Genomic DNA, 17,955 nt, shown 5'->3' with positions numbered 1-17,955 from the left:
GTGGATATACACTTTACTACCTTCCGCTACACTTTATCTACCTTTCTTCCCACTTACACCGGCCGATATAACACGTTATCCCCCTCACGCTTTCGTAACTCGGGCGATATTTTCATCGGATGGGTGGATATACGCTTTATCTACCTTCCACTGCATTTTATCTGCCTTTCTTCACTCTCACATCGGCTGATATAATGCATTATCCCCCTCACCCTCTTGTAATTCAAGCTAATAAACCACATATCACTCAATAAAACTCACTAAACACTCGCTCCATTTGTAACAACTGTTTGCTTTGTCGCAATTTGCTCGAACCATTGTAATTCTTCATGTAATGACACCACATCACCGATCACAATCATGGATGGGTTACTTATCTCATGCAATCTTGCTTCAATTGTATCCAGTGTACCGATAATTGTTTTTTGGTGAGCAAATGTTCCCCAGTGGATCATCGCAACAGGTGTGGATGGTTTTAATCCTGCTTTTATTAAATACTCGGCTGTTTTTGGAAATTGACGGACTCCCATATAAAAGCAAAGTGTATCTGCACCTTTTGCTAAGTGTTCCCACTCCTCACTAGTTCGCGCATCAGGATTGGATGCATTAATAAAGCTTACAGAGCCACTAATACCGCGATGTGTCAATGGAATACCCGCATATGCCGCTGCGCTAATTCCAGAAGTGATACCAGGCACGATTTCAAATGGGATATTTTCTCTACTAAGTACTTGGCCTTCTTCTCCACCACGACCAAAAATGAATGGGTCGCCACCTTTTAATCTTGTCACAACTTTTCCTTGTTTTGCATAGAAAACGAGCAAACGATGAATCTCATCTTGAATTACACCATGTAATTTCGGTTCTTTCCCACAAAAAATGAGTTCCGCACCTTCTTTTGCTTCTTCTAATAAATCCATATTTATTAAACGATCATATAATATTACATCCGCTTCTTGAATTGCGCGCAACCCTTTAACTGTAATCAATTCTTTGTCCCCAGGTCCCGCTCCAACTATATATACTTTACTCATTCGCCTGCCATTCCCTTCCGATTTTTTTGTCAACTTTTACTTCATACTTTAATAATACAAAAGTTATGACGATTGTGAGTATTAATAATGTCACAGTATAGAAAGATTTTTGTACAAAAATTTCTGTTAAGCTATACGCGATGACTAATGAAATCACAGGTGACGTTACCCATACCTTTACAATTTGATGAATAATACGCTGTTTCCATACGAGTTTCCAGCTTTTTGTTGCGCTAATTCCAACAATTGCTGTTGTCGTTACTTGTGTCATTGGAATTGGCATACCGAAAAATGAAGCAATAATGACTAATACTCCTGTTGTACTTGAAATAACCACACCATTTGCTAATGATAGATTGGTAATCTTCTTTGCATTTGTTTCTAGTACTTTTCCACCAAATAAGAAACTACCAAATGCGACAACAATCGCCAATAATGGCAAACCTACTTCCATTGAGACAATACTTGCACCAACTAATGGTCCTAGTGCATTTGCTACATTATTCATTCCTGCAGCAATTGCTTCGAAAAATCCTGTAATTAATAATAGAATTGCTAATACTTTGTGCGGGATTTTCCATTTAATCCGATGCCCTATTTTTACTCGTAACTTCTCAAACGTATACGTAATTAAAAAAGCAATGAATGGAATGATTAACCATAGACTTACAATTTGTATGACATTTGTGACATATAATTGTTGAAAAGAAATTCCGATACCAACAATTGCACCAACCGTTACTTCACTTGTTGACAATGGAATTCCTATATAATTCGTAATGAGTAACGTCCCTCCAGCTACAAGTAAGATAATTGCAGCAATTGGTACATCAATAATTTCTTCAGAGATGATTCCTTTACCTAATGTGTTCGTCACATGCTGACCGCCCCATAATGCACCAACAATCGCACCAATCCCTGCTAAAAAAAGAGCCATTCTTCTTTTTTTAATGACTTTTGCACCATAGACAACGCCCATGCTTGCGGCAGAACCACTTGCTCCTATATTAAAGGCAAACAGACAAGCTGCTAATATCGCAATTGTAACTAACATATCCATTCCTACTTCCTCATTTAGATTATATGTGCAGAACATTCTTTAGTTTGCAAAAAAACTCCTACTCTTGGCAAAGGTAGAAGTTCATCTCTACATCTTATCTACCAAGTTCATATCCTTGCTGGAATTAGCACAGTGCATTTTGCCTGTTGCTGAGATTTCCTCGGGCCAGTCCCTCCATCTCTCACGATAAGAATTTATCTAATTTTCGAAAAAATGAAACAATGATTTGTATTGAATATAATGGCAATTAATTCGATTGTCAATATACATTTCTTCCCTATAATAGCGGAAAATAGCTAAAAACCCTTATATCCCATGCATTTACTAGGTTTTAAATTTTTTTTATTTTTTTATTGAATTCTCATGCAATAAGATGTATGATGTATTGTATAGTATTTCCATAAAAACTAAATAGTTGTATACACTTATCAAGAGAGGTTAAGGGACTGGCCCAGTGATGCCTCAGCAACCAGCATGTTTTTTGTGCATGGTGCTAATTCCAGACGGTATATTTATACCAAAGATAAGGAGAAAATAAACCTTACGTAACAAGAGGCATTCTTCTTATCTAGAAGTGCGCCTCTTTTTTGTATTTTTTTTAACTTTTTTACAAGTGTATAGAAATAGAATATGAAATGACATTAGAAAGTGAGTGGTCTTTGTGAAACATTTAGAAACAATTCTTGCCCAAATAGGCAATCGTACAGATCCTAGAACAGGTGCCGTGGAAGCTCCAATCTATTTATCTACTGCATATCAACATCAAACAATTGGTCAATCGACTGGTTTTGATTACACAAGAACAAAAAATCCAACACGTGATGTCGTAGAGTCAGCAATTTGTGAGTTAGAAAATGGCACGAGAGGATTTGCATGTTCATCAGGTATGGCAGCAATTCAATTGGTACTTTCTTTATTCAAACATGGCGACCATATTCTCGTGACAGAAGATGTGTATGGTGGTAGTTATCGTTTATTTCAACAATTTGAACAATTATATGGAATTAAACCAATCTACGTCACACCAGATGAAATCGAAACATCAATCACGGAAGAAACAAGGGCAATTTTTATCGAGTCTCCAACTAATCCATTACTAATCGAGTTAGATTTAGATGAAATCGCAACAATTGCCAAAAAACATGACCTATTATTCATTGTGGATAATACCTTCTACACACCATATATACAAAAACCTATATCTAATGGCGCAGATATTGTTGTGCACTCAGGAACAAAATACCTGGGCGGTCACAATGATGTATTGGCAGGATTAGTTGTTGTAAAGGGTGAGCAATTAGCAGAAAAAATAACGTACTTACATAATGCTATTGGCGCAGTTCTTTCTCCATTTGATTCGATGTTGTTAGCGCGAGGAATGAAGACATTGAGTCTACGAGTAGAGAGACAACAAGAAAATGCTAGAGAGCTAGCAAAGTATTTACGTTCCCATGAACTCGTTACAGATGTGTTGTATCCAGGGAAAGGCGCAATGCTAAGCTTCCGTATAGAAGATAAGCGAATGGTTAAACCATTTTTAGAAAATCTGTCTACTATTCTATTTGCAGAAAGCTTAGGTGGTGTGGAAAGTTTCATCACATACCCGACTACACAAACACATGCAGACATTCCATTTGAAGAACGTGAGCGACGTGGTGTCTGTGAACGATTATTACGCTTCTCTGTAGGGATTGAGCATGTGGAAGATTTGAAGCGAGACTTAGATCAAGCATTACTGAAAAGCAAGGAGGAATTGGCACATGTCTAAACATCAATTTGATACAAAAGTCATCCATGCAGGAGTACAAAGAGGATTTCAAGAGAGAAAAACAGGTGCTGTAAATCCACCTATTTACCAATCTTCTACCTTTCACCAAGACCAATTAAATCAGTTCGGTCCATTTGATTATAGCCGCTCAGGTAATCCGACTCGCGAGCTAGTGGAAGAAACGATTGCGGTATTAGAAAATGGCTACAAAGGATTTGCCTTTGCATCTGGCATGGCTGCAATATCTAGTGCTTTTCTATTACTAGAATCAGGTGACCATGTTGTGATTACAAAAGACGTCTATGGCGGAACATTTCGCTTTGTGAGTCAGCTTTTAACACAATTTTCTGTTGATCATACCTTTGTAGATATGACAAATATAGAAGAAATCGAAAAAGCTATCCAACCTAATACGAAAGTCATCTATATCGAAACACCAGCAAACCCTTTGTTACAAGTAACGGATATCCGAGCAGTTGTCGCATTAGCAAAGGCAAACAATGCATTAACATTTCTTGATAATACATTTATGACACCACTCTACCAGAACCCGCTAGACTTAGGTGTCGATATTGTACTGCATAGTGCGACGAAGTTCTTATCAGGACATAGTGATATTATCGCAGGCTTAGCAGTGACGAATGATGAGGAATTGGCGAAAAAACTTCAATTTGCACAGAATACATTTGGAGCAATTCTTGGGGCTCATGATAGTTTTACATTATTACAAGGAATGAAAACACTGGAGACACGATTAGAAAAATCGACAAAATCCGCAACACAAATTGCAGAAATTCTTGCAAACCATGACGCCATTGAAAAAGTGTATTATCCAGGATTAGCATCACACAAAGGACATGACATTCATTTTAGCCAAGCAACAAGTGGTGGTGCTGTATTATCCTTTTTATTAGATGAAAAGATAGACAGCAACCGATTTGTTGAGCAACTCGAACTCCCTGTGTTTGCGGTTAGCCTAGGTGCAGTTGAATCAATCTTGTCCCATCCTGCTACAATGTCACATGCTGCGATGCCACCACATGAGCGCCAGGCTCGCGGTATTGATGATCGACTTTTCCGCTTATCTGTTGGGATTGAAAATGTTGATGATTTAATTGAAGATTTGCAGCAAGCACTAAAGCAAGCGGCTCTAGTTAAAAATGCTTAAACAACAAAAAGTCAACCCATTCCAAGTCATATATATATATTGGAATGGGTTGATTTTATTAGATATCTCACTAACTTCGGGCGATATATTCTCGCTAAGGGTAGATATAGTGAAATATCTACCCACCACATTTATTTATCGCCCTAAATTGAGAATAACACGGGCGATATCTCTTATTATCTACATATATAGCACACTGTTAAGGGGGATAATTAATTTATCTCATCATTAACTCCATTTCTCCAACGCTCATGAGAGATAATCACCCAAACTCTGCCGCACGATAATTATGTGGATCAATTTTTCGTAATATTGCTAATTCTTGTGTTGTTGGAGCTTTAGTATATCGAATTTCATCATACAATAACGGAAAACCCGTGTTTTCTTGCACTTCTTCAATGGTTGTATGTGGGTGAATTGAATCCAAGTGCAGCTTACCATCCCTATATTCAAATACACACAATGGCGTGATAATCTTCCAAAGGTTCCCCCTTGTTGTAACAAAGTCCACTTGCTCAACAAATGTCCTTGTATCATGTTTGGTTCGCCATATAATTGCCTTTTTCGCTGTTGGAATTAATACAGCACTACCTGCACCACCAGGAAGGCGTACTTTTGGCTTTTCGTAATCCCCAATGACAGATGCGTTCACATTCCCATTGATATCAAATTGCACTCCACCTAGAAATGCAACATCCAGCTTTCCACGCATCGACAAATCAAAGATCTCCTCTAACGGGAAATAAGCTTCCCCTAATTCGACTAAATCTGCACCTGCAGAGGAATAGGACGACTTTTTAACGGAAGATGGATTAACCCCACCAGGGATATTTAAATGAACCAAGTTCGGAGCATGCAATTGTCGAGCAAGATGCATGGCAACCATAGGCATTTGGGAGGACACTCCATGAAAAACAGTTTCACCATCTAGTAACATGTTCGCAATCGTACATGTCATTAAATCACTTATTGAATCGTTCGCTGCCATGCATGTGTCCCCCTGTCCTGATTCGTGTACTTATCGACATACCCCTTAATTGCGGATATATCCTTAAGCCCCAAAAACTCTCTTAAAGAAACATCATCTACATCATATTTATTATAACAAGACGTCGGTGCAGCACCTTTTGGCACATGAACGACAGCATCGACTAGGAAATGCGGTATCGCAATTTTATCTTTCCATTGTTTTATTTGAAAAGGGGAAGCGATTTGCTCTGTTGTGATGATCACACGTTGAGCGGCGCGTGACATGAGAACATCCTCGTACTTCGGTCCGTCGATGATTGCATTTCCGAACTCGTCACAATATTGTGTGTGAATAATTGCCACGTCTGGGACAATCGCACGAACTAATGTGACTGGTTCAGAAGTAAATGGATCTTCTACTACGACAAAATACTCATTCTTTTCAATTAAATCACCATACTTCAATCCACTCACAGGCATAAAAGGTACATTCGTTTTTGCTGCGCGTAATGCACTGATTACGGTGTAACATGCATGTTCATTTGCCTTCACTTGTCCTGATTGCACTGCTTTTCTGTAATGCGGTGGTAAGCCATAAACCGTTTCATAGCTAACAAACCCTGCATCTACTTCTTTTACTGCTTGCATCGCACATAATAGATCAATATCATGTGCACCTGCTGTTTTGACGATACGGAGGTTGCGCTTATCCTGTCTAATCATTTCTCTAACAAATGCCATTGGCGCGCGGTGAAGCACATTGCCACCTAACGCAATCGTACTTCCATCTACTATCGTATCTACAGCTTTTTCTAATTGGATTACTTTCGACAAGGTTTCTCCCCCCTAGTCTCTCTTATAAAATCTTACTTTATCGCATTACTTGCAATATGAACAGCATCCCAAACACCTGCAAATGGCGGTGCATAACATAAATCCGTCATTCCTAATTCCGCTGCAGACATTTTATTCTGGATTGCAATTGCGAACATATCAATTCGTAGTACGGCACCTGACTCACCAATTGCTTGTGCACCAAGAATGCGTTTCGTACCTTTTTCACAAATTAATTTGATCCATAATGGCTTTTGACCTGGATAATACCCTGGATGGTTGGCTGCCTTGACGGTTTCTGTCGTATAATCGATGGCTAAATCTTTTGCATCTCGTTCAGATAATCCTGTTCTTGCAAGTTCTAAATCAATGATTTTTACAGCAGCACTACCAAGTGTCCCAATGTATTTCTTGTGTGCACCTGCGATATTCTCTCCAGCAATACGTCCACATTTATTTGCATTCGTTCCAAGTGGAATATAATCATTTTCTTCTTTAACAAAATGATATACTTGGGCACAATCACCAGCAGCATATATATCTGTAACCGTTGTCCGCATTTCACGATCAATGACGATTGCCCCATTATCTGCAAGTTGGATGCCAGTACCCTCTAGAAATTTCGTTGCTGGCTTCACACCAAGCGCCATAATAACAAGGTCTGCTTCATATGTCCCTTTATCTGTTACCACTTCTTCTACATGATTCGTCCCATTGAAACCTTTTACACTCTCATTTAAATGTAGTTGCACGCCATTTTCTTTTAAATGATCGATGGCCATACTCGTTAATTCTGTATCAAATGGTGTCAGAATCGTGTCTGCTTGTTCGACAATACGGACATTTTTTCCTAGTGTGTGCATTGCTTCTGCTACTTCAATACCAATATAGCCACCACCAACAATGACCACATTTTTGATTGCGGAGGCGTCTACTTTTTCTTTTAAAAATAAGCCATCCTCTAATGTTTTTAATAAATGAATACCATCCAATTCTACCCCATCAAATGGTGGAACGATTGCTTCTGTTCCTGTTGCAATCATTAATTTGTCATAATCATCTACAAAAAGTTGTCCTGTATCCAAATTTCGAATCATCACTTGCTTTCTGTCTTGCGCTACTTTGACGACTTCATGCTTTGTTTTGACATCGATGCCCATCTCTTCGAATTGATCAACAGTACGTGCAATCAATTTCTTATAATCATCATTTTCTCCAGATACATAATAAGGGAGACCACATGCACCATAAGATACATAGTCACCCTTCTCATATACGACAACATTTGTATCGGGTTTTACTCGTTTTAATTTGGATGCAGCGGACATACCTGCTGCTACACCACCGATTACGATTAATTTCATCACAAATGTCTCCTATTCGGTAAGTATTATTTTGGCATTGTTGGTTCTTGATCAACAATACCCACTACAATCGCATCAATTGGCGCTTGTTGGTGTAAGGCATGTTGCACTGCACTTCCAAAACTTACGAGTACAATTTCGCCTTCTCCTGCACCAATTGTATCTGCTGCAACGAATACTTCTTTAGTATCACCATTCAATGGCTCAATTACTAATAATTTATATCCTTGTAGTGTGTCATATTTTCTTGTTGATATGACTCTACTTACAACTTTACCTATTACCATAAAAATAAACCTCCATTCAATGGATAAGGTTTACTTGATTAATTTTAAGTATTCCTGACCCTTTATTCCAAAAGCATTGGCATCATCTGTATCAATATGCATATCTAATGCATAACGATTACTTACACGAACTGTCACATTGTACATCATACCAGCTTTATCCCCATCTACTTCTACTTTTACTTTTTGTAAATTTCGGACACCAAATCGCTTGGCATCTTCTTCAGACATATGGATATGCCTGTCTGCAATGATACATCCTTCTTGCAAATATACCTTTCCTTTTGGTCCGATAATGGTAATGGCTGCAGAACCTTTGATGTCACCAGAATGTCTTACAGGTGCCGTGACCCCTAATTTGATTGCATCTGTACGTGATACTTCGACTTGTGTTTCTTTACGTAATGGTGCAACAACGCGGACACGTTCAATTTGTGACTTCGTTCCTTCAATTGTCACTTGTTCCTTACAGGCAAATTGCCCTGGTTGAGACATGTCTTTATATTTTTGGAAAGTATAATCCTTACCAAAAAGAATATCTACATGTGCTTGGGCTAAATGAATATGTCTTGCAGAAACACTAACTGGTACATAATGTTCTGACTCATGTACCAGTTCAATGTCATGTGCTTTTATTTCATCCATGACAGCTTCTGTAATTGCACGATATAGTGAATGATTTCGGTCAACTGTCATTTCACATCATCCTTTATATAAAATCAGGTAAAATTTTTGAAATTTCATTATTTGGACGTGGGATGACATGTACTGCGATTACTTCGCCTACTCTTGCTGCAGCCTCTGCACCTACTTCTGTTGCTGCTTTGACTGCTCCTACGTCCCCTTTAATTATAACAGATACTAAACCTGATCCAATTTTTTCGCTTCCTACGATTTCTACATTTGCTGCTTTTAACATCGCATCTGCTGCCTCTATTGCTGCTGTTAATCCTCTTGTTTCAATCATTCCTAATGAATCACTCATTTGTGTTCCTCCTCAAATTTTATATTTATTCAGCTATTTTTAATAATTTATTTACATCACTATGTGGACGTGGGATGACATGTACTGCAATCACTTCGCCTACTCTAGCTGCAGATTCTGCTCCTACTTCTGTTGCCGCTTTGACTGCTCCTACGTCTCCCTTTATGATAACAGATACTAGACCAGAACCAATTTTTTCGCTTCCTACGATTTCTACATTTGCTGCTTTTAACATCGCATCTGCTGCCTCAATAGATGCTGTTAACCCTCTAGTTTCGATAATACCGATTGAATCACTCATTATTTATTTCCTCCTCTATTAGTTTTGCTTGCTCCTCTTTTATTTGTTGCTCTTTTGGTATGACAAATTTTAATATTTCTGGACTCGGATTTGTAATCATCACGGCGTTTTTTAATGGATGACTTTGTTTTAAACTATTTACATATTGAGCTTGCTCGATGGCGACACTTACATCGGAAATCGAACCACCAACAATAATCGAAACCAACTTGCCACCGAGATCATTTTTGCTTGATAAAAATTCTACAGCTGCTGTCTTAGTAACTTGATCGAGCATCTCTAATGCCACTGTAAAGTATTGTGTCTCGATGATACCAATTGCTTCATAATGCTTCATATCAAATCACCATCTTTCGGTAGCAATGTTCCGTAAATTTTTGGGTCTGGTCGTGGGATTACTTTCACTGCAATCACATCTCCAAGCGTATAGGACGTATCGCTTCCCATTTCAATCGCTGCTTGAACAGATGCCAAATCTCCTGTAATCATAATTGTCACAAGTCCAGCTCCTGTTTTTTCGACATGCTTTATCGTAATAAAAGCATGTTTTGTCATTTGATCGATGACATGAACAGCAGTAGTAAATCCTTCTACCTCTATTATCCCTAGTGATTGATACATCATTCTACCCCTCACCATGCTTGTACTTTACCTGTATGAATTAATTTCTCTAGTCCATCTGCTTGACTGCTAATTAATCTTGTCACAATCTCATCCTCTGCTAGGAACATCCTTGCAGATTCTTTTGCGACATCTAATGCAACTTGGACATCAGACACACTTCCTGTAAACTTCACTTGTACAACAACAGGAATGGTTGCATCATCCCCATTTATCGGATTATTACAATCCATTGCTTGAATCGTAATATTCGCTTGCTTACACGCCTGATCCATCACATAGAGTGCCACACTAAAACCTAATACTTCGAGTAACCCTAACGCATTTGTCATCCCATCACCTAACTTTCTCTCATAAAGACAAGCGTTTTGAAGTTCCAAAAACTTACTTAATATTCAAACCACCATTTGCGATAACTGTGCGTCTTTGCCTTGTGAATGTGCGTGCAGATGTGACACCTTCTCCAGTAGGACCTGCAATCGTCATTGTCGTAAATCCTTCACCGAAATATCCGACACCTGCTAATGAAGAACCATTATTGACAAAAATAGTTGTATCAATCGCACGAGCAAATGCTGTGACATTCTTAATATTATTAGAATGAATAATCGCAGTGTGACGATTGCCATGTTCTGCATCGACAGCCTTTTCGATTGCTTCCTCCATAGATTTCACTCTAACAATTGGTAAAATTGGCATAAGTTGCTCTAACTGTACATATGGATGTTCTGCTTCTACTTCACAGAGCAAAAGTTTTGTTTGGATATTTTGCACACCTATTTCTGCCAAGATTTTTGTCGCATCTTTCCCTACCCATTCTTTTGCAACAAGATAATCTCTCGTCATGTAGGAACACCCACCAGGAATACCCGTTTTATTTTCTTTAAGCGTAAATTGCATCACACGATCGACTTGCTTATTATCTAACATGTATGCACCTTCTGCTAATAACTCAAAAATGAGATCATCTGCTACACTGTCGAGGACGAATATCTCTTTCTCTGCAATACATAACAGATTATTATCAAACGTGGCTCCTGTTATAATGTCTTTGGCCGCTTGCTTCAAGTCAGCTGTCTCATCCACAATGACTGGAGGATTCCCAGCACCTGCGCCAATTGCCTTTTTCCCTGTCTTCAGTAAGCTTTTGACCATTTGCGGTCCACCTGTACCAACTAGCAATCGAATATGTTTGTTTGCTGCGATTTGTTGGACTGTCTCAATTGTTGGTTCTTTGACCATTGTAATTAGATTTGCTGGCCCGCCTGCTTGTGTAGTCGCACGGTTGATTAATTGAACCATTTCTGCTGAAACGTGCTTACTAGATGGATGGACATTAAATACGACTGTGTTCCCACCTGCAATCATTCCAATCCCATTATTTACAATTGTATCAATCGGATTGGTTACAGGAGTAATTGCGCCAATGACACCATATGGCGTTTGTTCGACATATGTAAGACCATGATCACCAGTAAAAGTTTCTGTTTGTAAAATTTCTGTTCCTGGCGTTTTTTCAACAGTTAAGGTTAACTTAGCGACTTTGTCTTCATAATTACCTATCTTCGTCTCTGCTAATACCTTTTGTGCGAAATCATGGACGTTCGCTTTTACTGCTTCTCTAATTGCTGAAATTACACGTTCTCGATCTGCAATGGAGTAAGATTTCATCCATTGTTTTTGTGCCAAATGAGCCTGTTCAATCGCCTCTTCCACATCATCAAAGACTCCATCTACACTCGAAATAGTTTGTTTTTGAGTTGTTGCTTGAGACAATTGCGTCATTTTAATCGGTTTGTTTTTTTCGCTTATCGCACTCTCTACATTTTTCAAGACTGCATTGACAATTGTTTGGATATCTTGTTCATTTAATTGCAACGTCATTTATCCTCCTTTCTGTAATTGTTCCATCACGCGTTTTGTGACTTTTGCAACAATTTCTTCAATCACTGCTTGTTTTGATGATGCTTCTTGCTTCGGTTGGATTTCACATGGTGGAACGCCACCTGTCTTAATTCCCATGCGATTCCGTAACTCAATTAAATCCGAGATTTGGTTACAGTTAAGTTCATTTGCTTTATTTAAAATATTTGTGGAATATGTAAGCATCAAGGCATAATGCTCTAATGATTCCATCCGATAATATGCTTCAATTAAATCTCTACCCCAAGTCAATGCACCATGATTTGCTAATAATACAGCATGATGGTCTTTAATAAATGGTGTAATCGAATCAGGTACTTCTTCTGTACTTGGTGTCGCATATGGCGCAACAGGCACTCGACCTAATAAAACAACTGCTTCAGGTGAGACAGGTTTTTCAAGGCTGATTCCAGCAATCGCATAAGATGTAGCTACAGGTGGGTGTGCATGCACCACAGCATTTGTTTCTTCACTTTCTTTATATACGCGAAGATGCATCTTCACTTCTGATGATGGTTTACGATTGCCAGCTAAAATTTTGCCATCTAAATTCATTTTCACCATCATATCTGGTGTCATGAATCCTTTACTCACACCTGTTGGGGTTGTCCAAATCGTATCAGGTCCTACTCTTACGGAAATGTTCCCATCATTTGCTGCAACGAAATTCTTGTTGTATACCCTTTTTCCTATATCGCATATTAATTTCTTCGCTTCAAAGTCACTATAATATTTCTTTTGATACATGTTGTCGTCACCTCCCTTAAAGAGATTGAAAAAAATTACTCAAAGATTGCTTTTAGATTGTCTTGATAAGATGGATAGACAATCCCCTTTTCTGTAATAATTGCTGTAATCAAGGAATGATCTGTCACATCAAACGCGGGATTGTATGTCTTCACATTCTCTGGCGCCATTGGTTCACTGTACCATTTCGCCTTGATTTCTTCTTCTGGACGTAATTCGATTTCAATCTCTTCACCTGTCTTCGTATCCAGGTCAATCGTAGATAATGGTGCACATACATAGAATGGAATTCCGTAATGTTTTGCCAAAATTGCCACACCTGATGTACCGATTTTATTCGCTGTATCTCCATTTGCAGCGACGCGATCACAACCAACTAGTACTGCTTGAATCTTTCCTTGTTGCATCACAATCGATGCCATATTGTCACATATTAATGTCACATCTACTCCTGCTTGGTCTAGTTCCCATGCAGTTAAACGTGCCCCTTGTAATAATGGTCTTGTCTCATCTGCATATACTTTGAAGTTGTACCCTTTTTCTTTTCCTAAATAGATTGGCGCTAATGCTGTACCATACTTAGCTGTTGCGATTGTACCTGCATTACAATGTGTTAATATTCCCATTCCATCTTCCAACAACTCTAACGCATACTGGCCTATTGCTTCACATACTTCTTCATCTTCTTGTTTAATTAAATCTGCTTCTTCTTTTAATGCTTGCTTGATTTCAGCAATAGATGTCGATTTTTCTTTTTCGAGTCGACGTTCCATTCTATCCAATGCCCAAAATAAATTCACAGCAGTTGGACGGGAAGACGCTAATTTTCCTTTAGCTTGTTGAAATGCAGCATCAAATTCCTCATAGGTAGTTGCTTCAACATGCTTTGTTACGAGATACATACCATATGCTGCTGCGATTCCGATTGCTGGAGCACCACGTACTTTTAGATGATAAATCGCATCCCAAATATCATCCACTGTCTCAAGCTTTAAAAATACTTTCTTGTTTGGTAATTGAGTCTGATCAAGTAAGATAATTTGGTTATTCTCATCATCTAACCTGACCGATTCGATTACTGTCACATGTTCTGTCATCTTCCTGACCTCCTAACGAAATACGCGTGTTACTTGATCCACGAAATCTTTTCCAGTCTGGAATGTCTCTCGTTGTAAAATAAATTGTTTTGCAATTGTTAGACATTGTATTTCTGCTTGTGCACGTTTTTCTTCGTCGTCAATCGACGTAATATCTGCTACTTTAGCTAGTCCAATAATTCGCCTTGATAGTTCAAGTCCTGCTACAGCAGAAGTATCTTTCAGTATTCCATTGATATAATACGTAAAAAATCCTTTGTATGTAGCAACACGATCCTTTTCTGTTTCATTCCATAATTGTTCTACTTTTGTTTTAAATAAATCAATAACTTGTTCGATTGTTGTTAAAATATACTGACAAAATGCGTCTTGGGTTGCGATGTCCGCAATCATAGCTTTACCGTTGGCATAGGCAAAAATAAGATTAGCAATCACGTTACCAACATCATACCCTGCAGGTCCGTAAAATGCGAATTCCGGATCAATTACTTTCGTGTCATTCTTTTTTATAAAAATAGAGCCTGTGTGTAAATCTCCGTGAATTAATGATTGCGCATTTGTCATGAATGCAAATTTTAATTTTGCTGTTTCTAGTAATAACTTCTCGTCTTGCCAAATTTCTTTTTCGACAAATGGTAAAGTTTTAGGAAAGACCTCATTTCTATCACATTGATAAAATGGCTCTGTATACACTAAATCTTCACTAATTTCACAAAGTTCTGGATTAATGAAGTTCTTTACTAATGCTTTCTTTTCTTTATGATTCATGACAACATCCGATGTAAGTAACAATGTGCGAGCCATAAATGTTGTGATATGGTCAGCAAATTCAGGGAAAGTCTGATGTTCCATTAATGCTTGGCGCATAATTGTATAGTCAGATAGATCTTCCATTGCAAAACAATTCATAATCGGATCATATTGATACGTTTTTGGTGTGTATTCTGGCACATAGTTGTATTGAATTGTTAGGATATCACTTTCAATGCGATTTCGATCTGGTGACACTTTAAATTCATCGGAAATACGTGCAACAGGACCTGCTTGTTTCAAGATAATCGAATCTTTATTTTCCTCATCTACTATCCGGAAAACATAATTCAAATTACCATCGCCAATTTCTTTACATGATAATTCGGCGTCTTCTTTAAAATAATTTAACTGTGTTTGCGCATATTCTTTTGCTTGTTCTTCATTCATTGTAAAATAAGATTTTTTAAAATCTGTCATTTCATACGCCTCCTATTTTAATTTGTAATAGGTGATTGCTAATGCTAAAGCAAATACGGTTCCTTTTACAATATCCATTGCGTAATACGGAACACTTAGCATGACTAAACCATTTGCTAAAATACCGATTAAGACGGCACCAATAAATGTACCGAATGCATTTGGCTTCCCTGCACCTAAGACAGATAATCCGATAAATGCTGCTGCTACTGCATCCATTAAATAGCTACCACCTGCATTAATCTCAGCTGTCATTACTCTCGATGCAAGGACAATACCGCCAACGCCTGCCAATAGTGCAGATAATACGTATGCAAGAACTTTGTATTTGTTTACTGCAATTCCTGATAATCGTGCCGCTTCTTCATTTCCACCAATGACATACATGTAACGCCCATGCTTTGTGTACGTAAGGAAAATGTGTACCAATATGACTAGGACAAACATGATGATGATAATGAGCGGATATTTCCCAATTAAGCCAAATGCATCAGCAATTTTTCCTTCTGCATAACTTCCATCAGGCATAATCATGTTCTCAGAGATGCTGGCACTTCTTGTATATGTCAGTGCAACACCTTGGATAATGAACATTGTCGCTAATGTTAATAACATATCGGGAATACGCATTTTGATAATTAAAAATGCGTTCAGTAACCCTACAAGTAACGCTGCTAGCAGTGCAACAATGATTGCAATGATTGTCGGTTGCTGATACCAAACAAACATAGAGATTACAACAGCATTTGCTAGTGAAGCAACAGAACCAATCGATAAATCAAAGCCATTGACAGATAAAGAAATAGTTAGGCCGATTGCAATAATCGTAACAATGGAAATCGATCTTAGAATATTAATAATATTATTTAATTGTAAGAAATTTGGATTAGCTATTGAGAAGATAACAATTAACAAAATAATCGTTAAAATCGTGCCATATTTATATAAAAATTGAAAAAAGTCGAAGGAGGATTTTGATCTAATTGCTCCTTCATTCTGTTTTTCTGTCATGTCTAACTCCCCCCTGTGGAGTAATATAGCAACATTTCTTCTGTTGCTTCATTTGTTTGTAATTCTTTTTTTACCTTGCCATCATAAATGACATAACATCTGTCTGTAATTCCCAAGATTTCTTGTAATTCACTTGATGCATAAATGACTGCTTTCCCTCTTTTGGCTAATTCCAGAATTAATGTGAAAATATCTTTTTTTGAACCGACATCGACACCTTTTGTTGGTTCATCGAATATGTACACATCTGCATCTGTCACAAGCCATTTGCCTATTGCTATTTTTTGCTGATTTCCACCAGACAAATGTTGTAATTTGGTATCTATTGTAGGTGTTTTAACGTCTAATTGGGATACCATTTCCTTCGCTTTTTGTTTTTCTTTAGCAAAGTGTAAGAAAGAAAATGATTTTGTAAATGCGTGAAGATTTGCTGCTGTAACATTTGTCTTCACATCTTCTTCCACAAAGATTCCTTCTTTTCTTCGTTCTTCAGGTACAAATGCAATGCCACTCTTTACCGCATGATATGGGGTTTTTATCTTCAACTCTCGATTATTTAATACGAGCTTTCCTGATGTCTTTGCACTCACACCAAATATCGCTTTACAAATCTCTGTTTTCCCAGCACCAACTAACCCTGCTAATCCAATGATCTCGCCTTTTTTTACATGTAAAGTTATATCTTGCACTTTATCCCCATCTGCTAGTTGTTCCACTTCAAACAGTGGCTCTCCAATTTCCTTTTCTACGACTGGAAATTGTTCGTCCATTCTCTTTCCTAACATTTGTTCAACGATATGGTTTACTGTCGTTGTTGCGATTGCTTCACAGCTAATATATTTACCATTTCTCATAATAGTAATTTGATCACATATTTCCATTAACTCTTGTAATCTATGAGAAATGAATACAATTCCAACACCGTCTTGCTTTAGTTTTCTAACAATCTCGAATAATTGCTTTGTTTCCTTACTACTTAAAGGTGCTGTCGGTTCATCTAGTATTAGAATTTTACATTGACTTGAAATGGCTCTTGCGATTAATACCATTTGTTTCTCTGCTAGTGTAAGCTGTTGAACTAATTGTTTAGATGACATATTCATCTGTAACTCATCGAGAATTTTTGTAGCTTCATGATGAATGTGACGATACTGAATAAATTGCTTCTTGCCCATTCCTGTTACCATGTCATGCAACATAATATTCTCACCGACAGTTAAATATGGAATTAATGCAGTGTCTACTTCTTGATACACAATTTGAATACCTAAGTCACTTGCATTTTTCGGTGAGCGAATTTGTACATTCTTGTTATCTATTAAAATATCACCAGTATAATGTGTGTAGGCACCTGATAATACTTTCATTAATGTCGATTTCCCTGCTCCATTTGCTCCAATTAATGCATGCACTTGTCCGTATTCTAGATGAAACTGTGCATTATCTAATGCACGCACACCTGGGAAATCGATTGTAATATTTTTCATTACTAATCCTTGTGTCATAAAATCACCTTCTTTCTTACACTTGTCTATGTATGGATAAAAAAAGAAAAG

General features: G+C 37.8%; 20 protein-coding genes and 2 riboswitches. Of the genes, 2 read left to right on the top strand and 18 right to left on the bottom strand.

From position 1 onward, the window contains the following. Window positions 1–260: 260 nt before the first annotated feature. Complete coding sequence (cobA, locus tag ACFOZ1_RS04195) at window positions 261–1,034, bottom strand: uroporphyrinogen-III C-methyltransferase (RefSeq protein ID WP_390196279.1); 774 nt, start codon at window positions 1,032–1,034, stop codon at window positions 261–263. Further along, window positions 1,027–2,094, bottom strand: coding sequence for an inorganic phosphate transporter (locus ACFOZ1_RS04190; protein ID WP_390196277.1), 1,068 nt, complete (start codon window positions 2,092–2,094; stop codon window positions 1,027–1,029). The genes cobA and ACFOZ1_RS04190 overlap by 8 nt, the downstream gene beginning before the upstream one ends. 91 nt (window positions 2,095–2,185) lie before the next feature. Next, window positions 2,186–2,287, bottom strand: a riboswitch (SAM riboswitch). Between the two features lie 229 nt (window positions 2,288–2,516). Then, window positions 2,517–2,624: riboswitch (SAM riboswitch) on the top strand. Between the two features lie 131 nt (window positions 2,625–2,755). Here ACFOZ1_RS04190 and ACFOZ1_RS04185 point away from each other — a divergent pair. Both ACFOZ1_RS04185 and ACFOZ1_RS04180 read left to right on the top strand, forming a co-directional pair. Next, window positions 2,756–3,862, top strand: a complete 1,107-nt coding sequence (locus ACFOZ1_RS04185) for a methionine biosynthesis PLP-dependent protein (protein WP_390196275.1) — start codon at window positions 2,756–2,758, stop codon at window positions 3,860–3,862. Further along, entirely contained in the window at window positions 3,855–5,030 is a 1,176-nt protein-coding gene (locus ACFOZ1_RS04180; RefSeq protein WP_390196272.1) for an aminotransferase class V-fold PLP-dependent enzyme, read from the top strand. The genes ACFOZ1_RS04185 and ACFOZ1_RS04180 overlap by 8 nt, the downstream gene beginning before the upstream one ends. A 262-nt stretch (window positions 5,031–5,292) precedes the next feature. Here the strand turns inward: ACFOZ1_RS04180 and ACFOZ1_RS04175 are convergent, their stop codons facing one another. Genes ACFOZ1_RS04175 through ACFOZ1_RS04100 form a run of 16 tightly spaced genes read right to left on the bottom strand, consistent with a single transcriptional unit; the run spans window position 5,293 to window position 17,904 of the window. Then, a complete protein-coding gene (locus ACFOZ1_RS04175; protein ID WP_390196269.1) occupies window positions 5,293–6,018 on the bottom strand; it encodes a CoA-transferase subunit beta in 726 nt (241 codons plus the stop codon). Then, a complete protein-coding gene (locus ACFOZ1_RS04170) occupies window positions 5,997–6,833 on the bottom strand; it encodes a CoA transferase subunit A (RefSeq protein WP_390196266.1) in 837 nt (278 codons plus the stop codon). The genes ACFOZ1_RS04175 and ACFOZ1_RS04170 overlap by 22 nt, the downstream gene beginning before the upstream one ends. A gap of 32 nt (window positions 6,834–6,865) precedes the next feature. Continuing rightward, window positions 6,866–8,197, bottom strand: a complete 1,332-nt coding sequence (locus tag ACFOZ1_RS04165) for a CoA-disulfide reductase (RefSeq protein WP_390196264.1) — start codon at window positions 8,195–8,197, stop codon at window positions 6,866–6,868. Between the two features lie 26 nt (window positions 8,198–8,223). Further along, window positions 8,224–8,484, bottom strand: coding sequence for a EutN/CcmL family microcompartment protein (locus tag ACFOZ1_RS04160; RefSeq protein ID WP_390196261.1), 261 nt, complete (start codon window positions 8,482–8,484; stop codon window positions 8,224–8,226). A 30-nt stretch (window positions 8,485–8,514) separates the two neighbouring features. Further along, entirely contained in the window at window positions 8,515–9,180 is a 666-nt protein-coding gene (pduL, locus tag ACFOZ1_RS04155; RefSeq protein ID WP_390196259.1) for a phosphate propanoyltransferase, read from the bottom strand. 13 nt (window positions 9,181–9,193) lie between these two features. Next, the gene (locus tag ACFOZ1_RS04150; RefSeq protein ID WP_390196256.1) at window positions 9,194–9,469 is read right to left on the bottom strand and encodes a BMC domain-containing protein; all 276 of its coding nucleotides are present in this window, start codon (window positions 9,467–9,469) and stop codon (window positions 9,194–9,196) included. Between the two features lie 25 nt (window positions 9,470–9,494). Then, the gene (locus ACFOZ1_RS04145) at window positions 9,495–9,770 is read right to left on the bottom strand and encodes a BMC domain-containing protein (RefSeq protein WP_390196253.1); all 276 of its coding nucleotides are present in this window, start codon (window positions 9,768–9,770) and stop codon (window positions 9,495–9,497) included. Beyond that, window positions 9,763–10,107: a BMC domain-containing protein gene (locus ACFOZ1_RS04140; RefSeq protein WP_390196251.1), complete on the bottom strand. Its 345-nt coding sequence runs from the start codon at window positions 10,105–10,107 to the stop codon at window positions 9,763–9,765. The genes ACFOZ1_RS04145 and ACFOZ1_RS04140 overlap by 8 nt, the downstream gene beginning before the upstream one ends. Continuing rightward, a complete protein-coding gene (locus ACFOZ1_RS04135) occupies window positions 10,104–10,391 on the bottom strand; it encodes a BMC domain-containing protein (RefSeq protein WP_390196248.1) in 288 nt (95 codons plus the stop codon). Before ACFOZ1_RS04135 ends, ACFOZ1_RS04140 begins: the two co-directional genes overlap by 4 nt. An 11-nt stretch (window positions 10,392–10,402) precedes the next feature. After that, window positions 10,403–10,723, bottom strand: coding sequence for a BMC domain-containing protein (locus ACFOZ1_RS04130; protein WP_390196245.1), 321 nt, complete (start codon window positions 10,721–10,723; stop codon window positions 10,403–10,405). 52 nt (window positions 10,724–10,775) lie between these two features. After that, window positions 10,776–12,275, bottom strand: a complete 1,500-nt coding sequence (locus ACFOZ1_RS04125; protein ID WP_390196242.1) for an aldehyde dehydrogenase family protein — start codon at window positions 12,273–12,275, stop codon at window positions 10,776–10,778. Continuing rightward, entirely contained in the window at window positions 12,276–13,061 is a 786-nt protein-coding gene (locus ACFOZ1_RS04120; RefSeq protein WP_390196240.1) for a class II aldolase/adducin family protein, read from the bottom strand. A 35-nt stretch (window positions 13,062–13,096) separates the two neighbouring features. Further along, window positions 13,097–14,158 carry an S-methyl-5-thioribose-1-phosphate isomerase gene (gene mtnA / locus ACFOZ1_RS04115; RefSeq protein ID WP_390196238.1) on the bottom strand — a complete coding sequence of 354 codons (1,062 nt, stop codon included), beginning with the start codon at window positions 14,156–14,158 and terminating at the stop codon, window positions 13,097–13,099. A gap of 12 nt (window positions 14,159–14,170) precedes the next feature. Next, window positions 14,171–15,388 carry an S-methyl-5-thioribose kinase gene (gene mtnK, locus ACFOZ1_RS04110; RefSeq protein ID WP_390196235.1) on the bottom strand — a complete coding sequence of 406 codons (1,218 nt, stop codon included), beginning with the start codon at window positions 15,386–15,388 and terminating at the stop codon, window positions 14,171–14,173. Window positions 15,389–15,400: 12 nt separating this feature from the next. Then, entirely contained in the window at window positions 15,401–16,399 is a 999-nt protein-coding gene (locus ACFOZ1_RS04105; protein WP_390196232.1) for an ABC transporter permease, read from the bottom strand. 2 nt (window positions 16,400–16,401) lie between these two features. Next, the gene (locus ACFOZ1_RS04100; protein ID WP_390196229.1) at window positions 16,402–17,904 is read right to left on the bottom strand and encodes a sugar ABC transporter ATP-binding protein; all 1,503 of its coding nucleotides are present in this window, start codon (window positions 17,902–17,904) and stop codon (window positions 16,402–16,404) included. Window positions 17,905–17,955: the final 51 nt, after the last annotated feature.

The sequence above is a fragment of the Gracilibacillus marinus genome (genome assembly GCF_042651725.1).
GTDB classification, from domain to species: Bacteria; Bacillota; Bacilli; order Bacillales; family Amphibacillaceae; genus Gracilibacillus; species Gracilibacillus marinus.
Note: the sequence above shows the minus strand (reverse complement) of the source record. Positions and strands in the feature narration are given on the sequence as shown.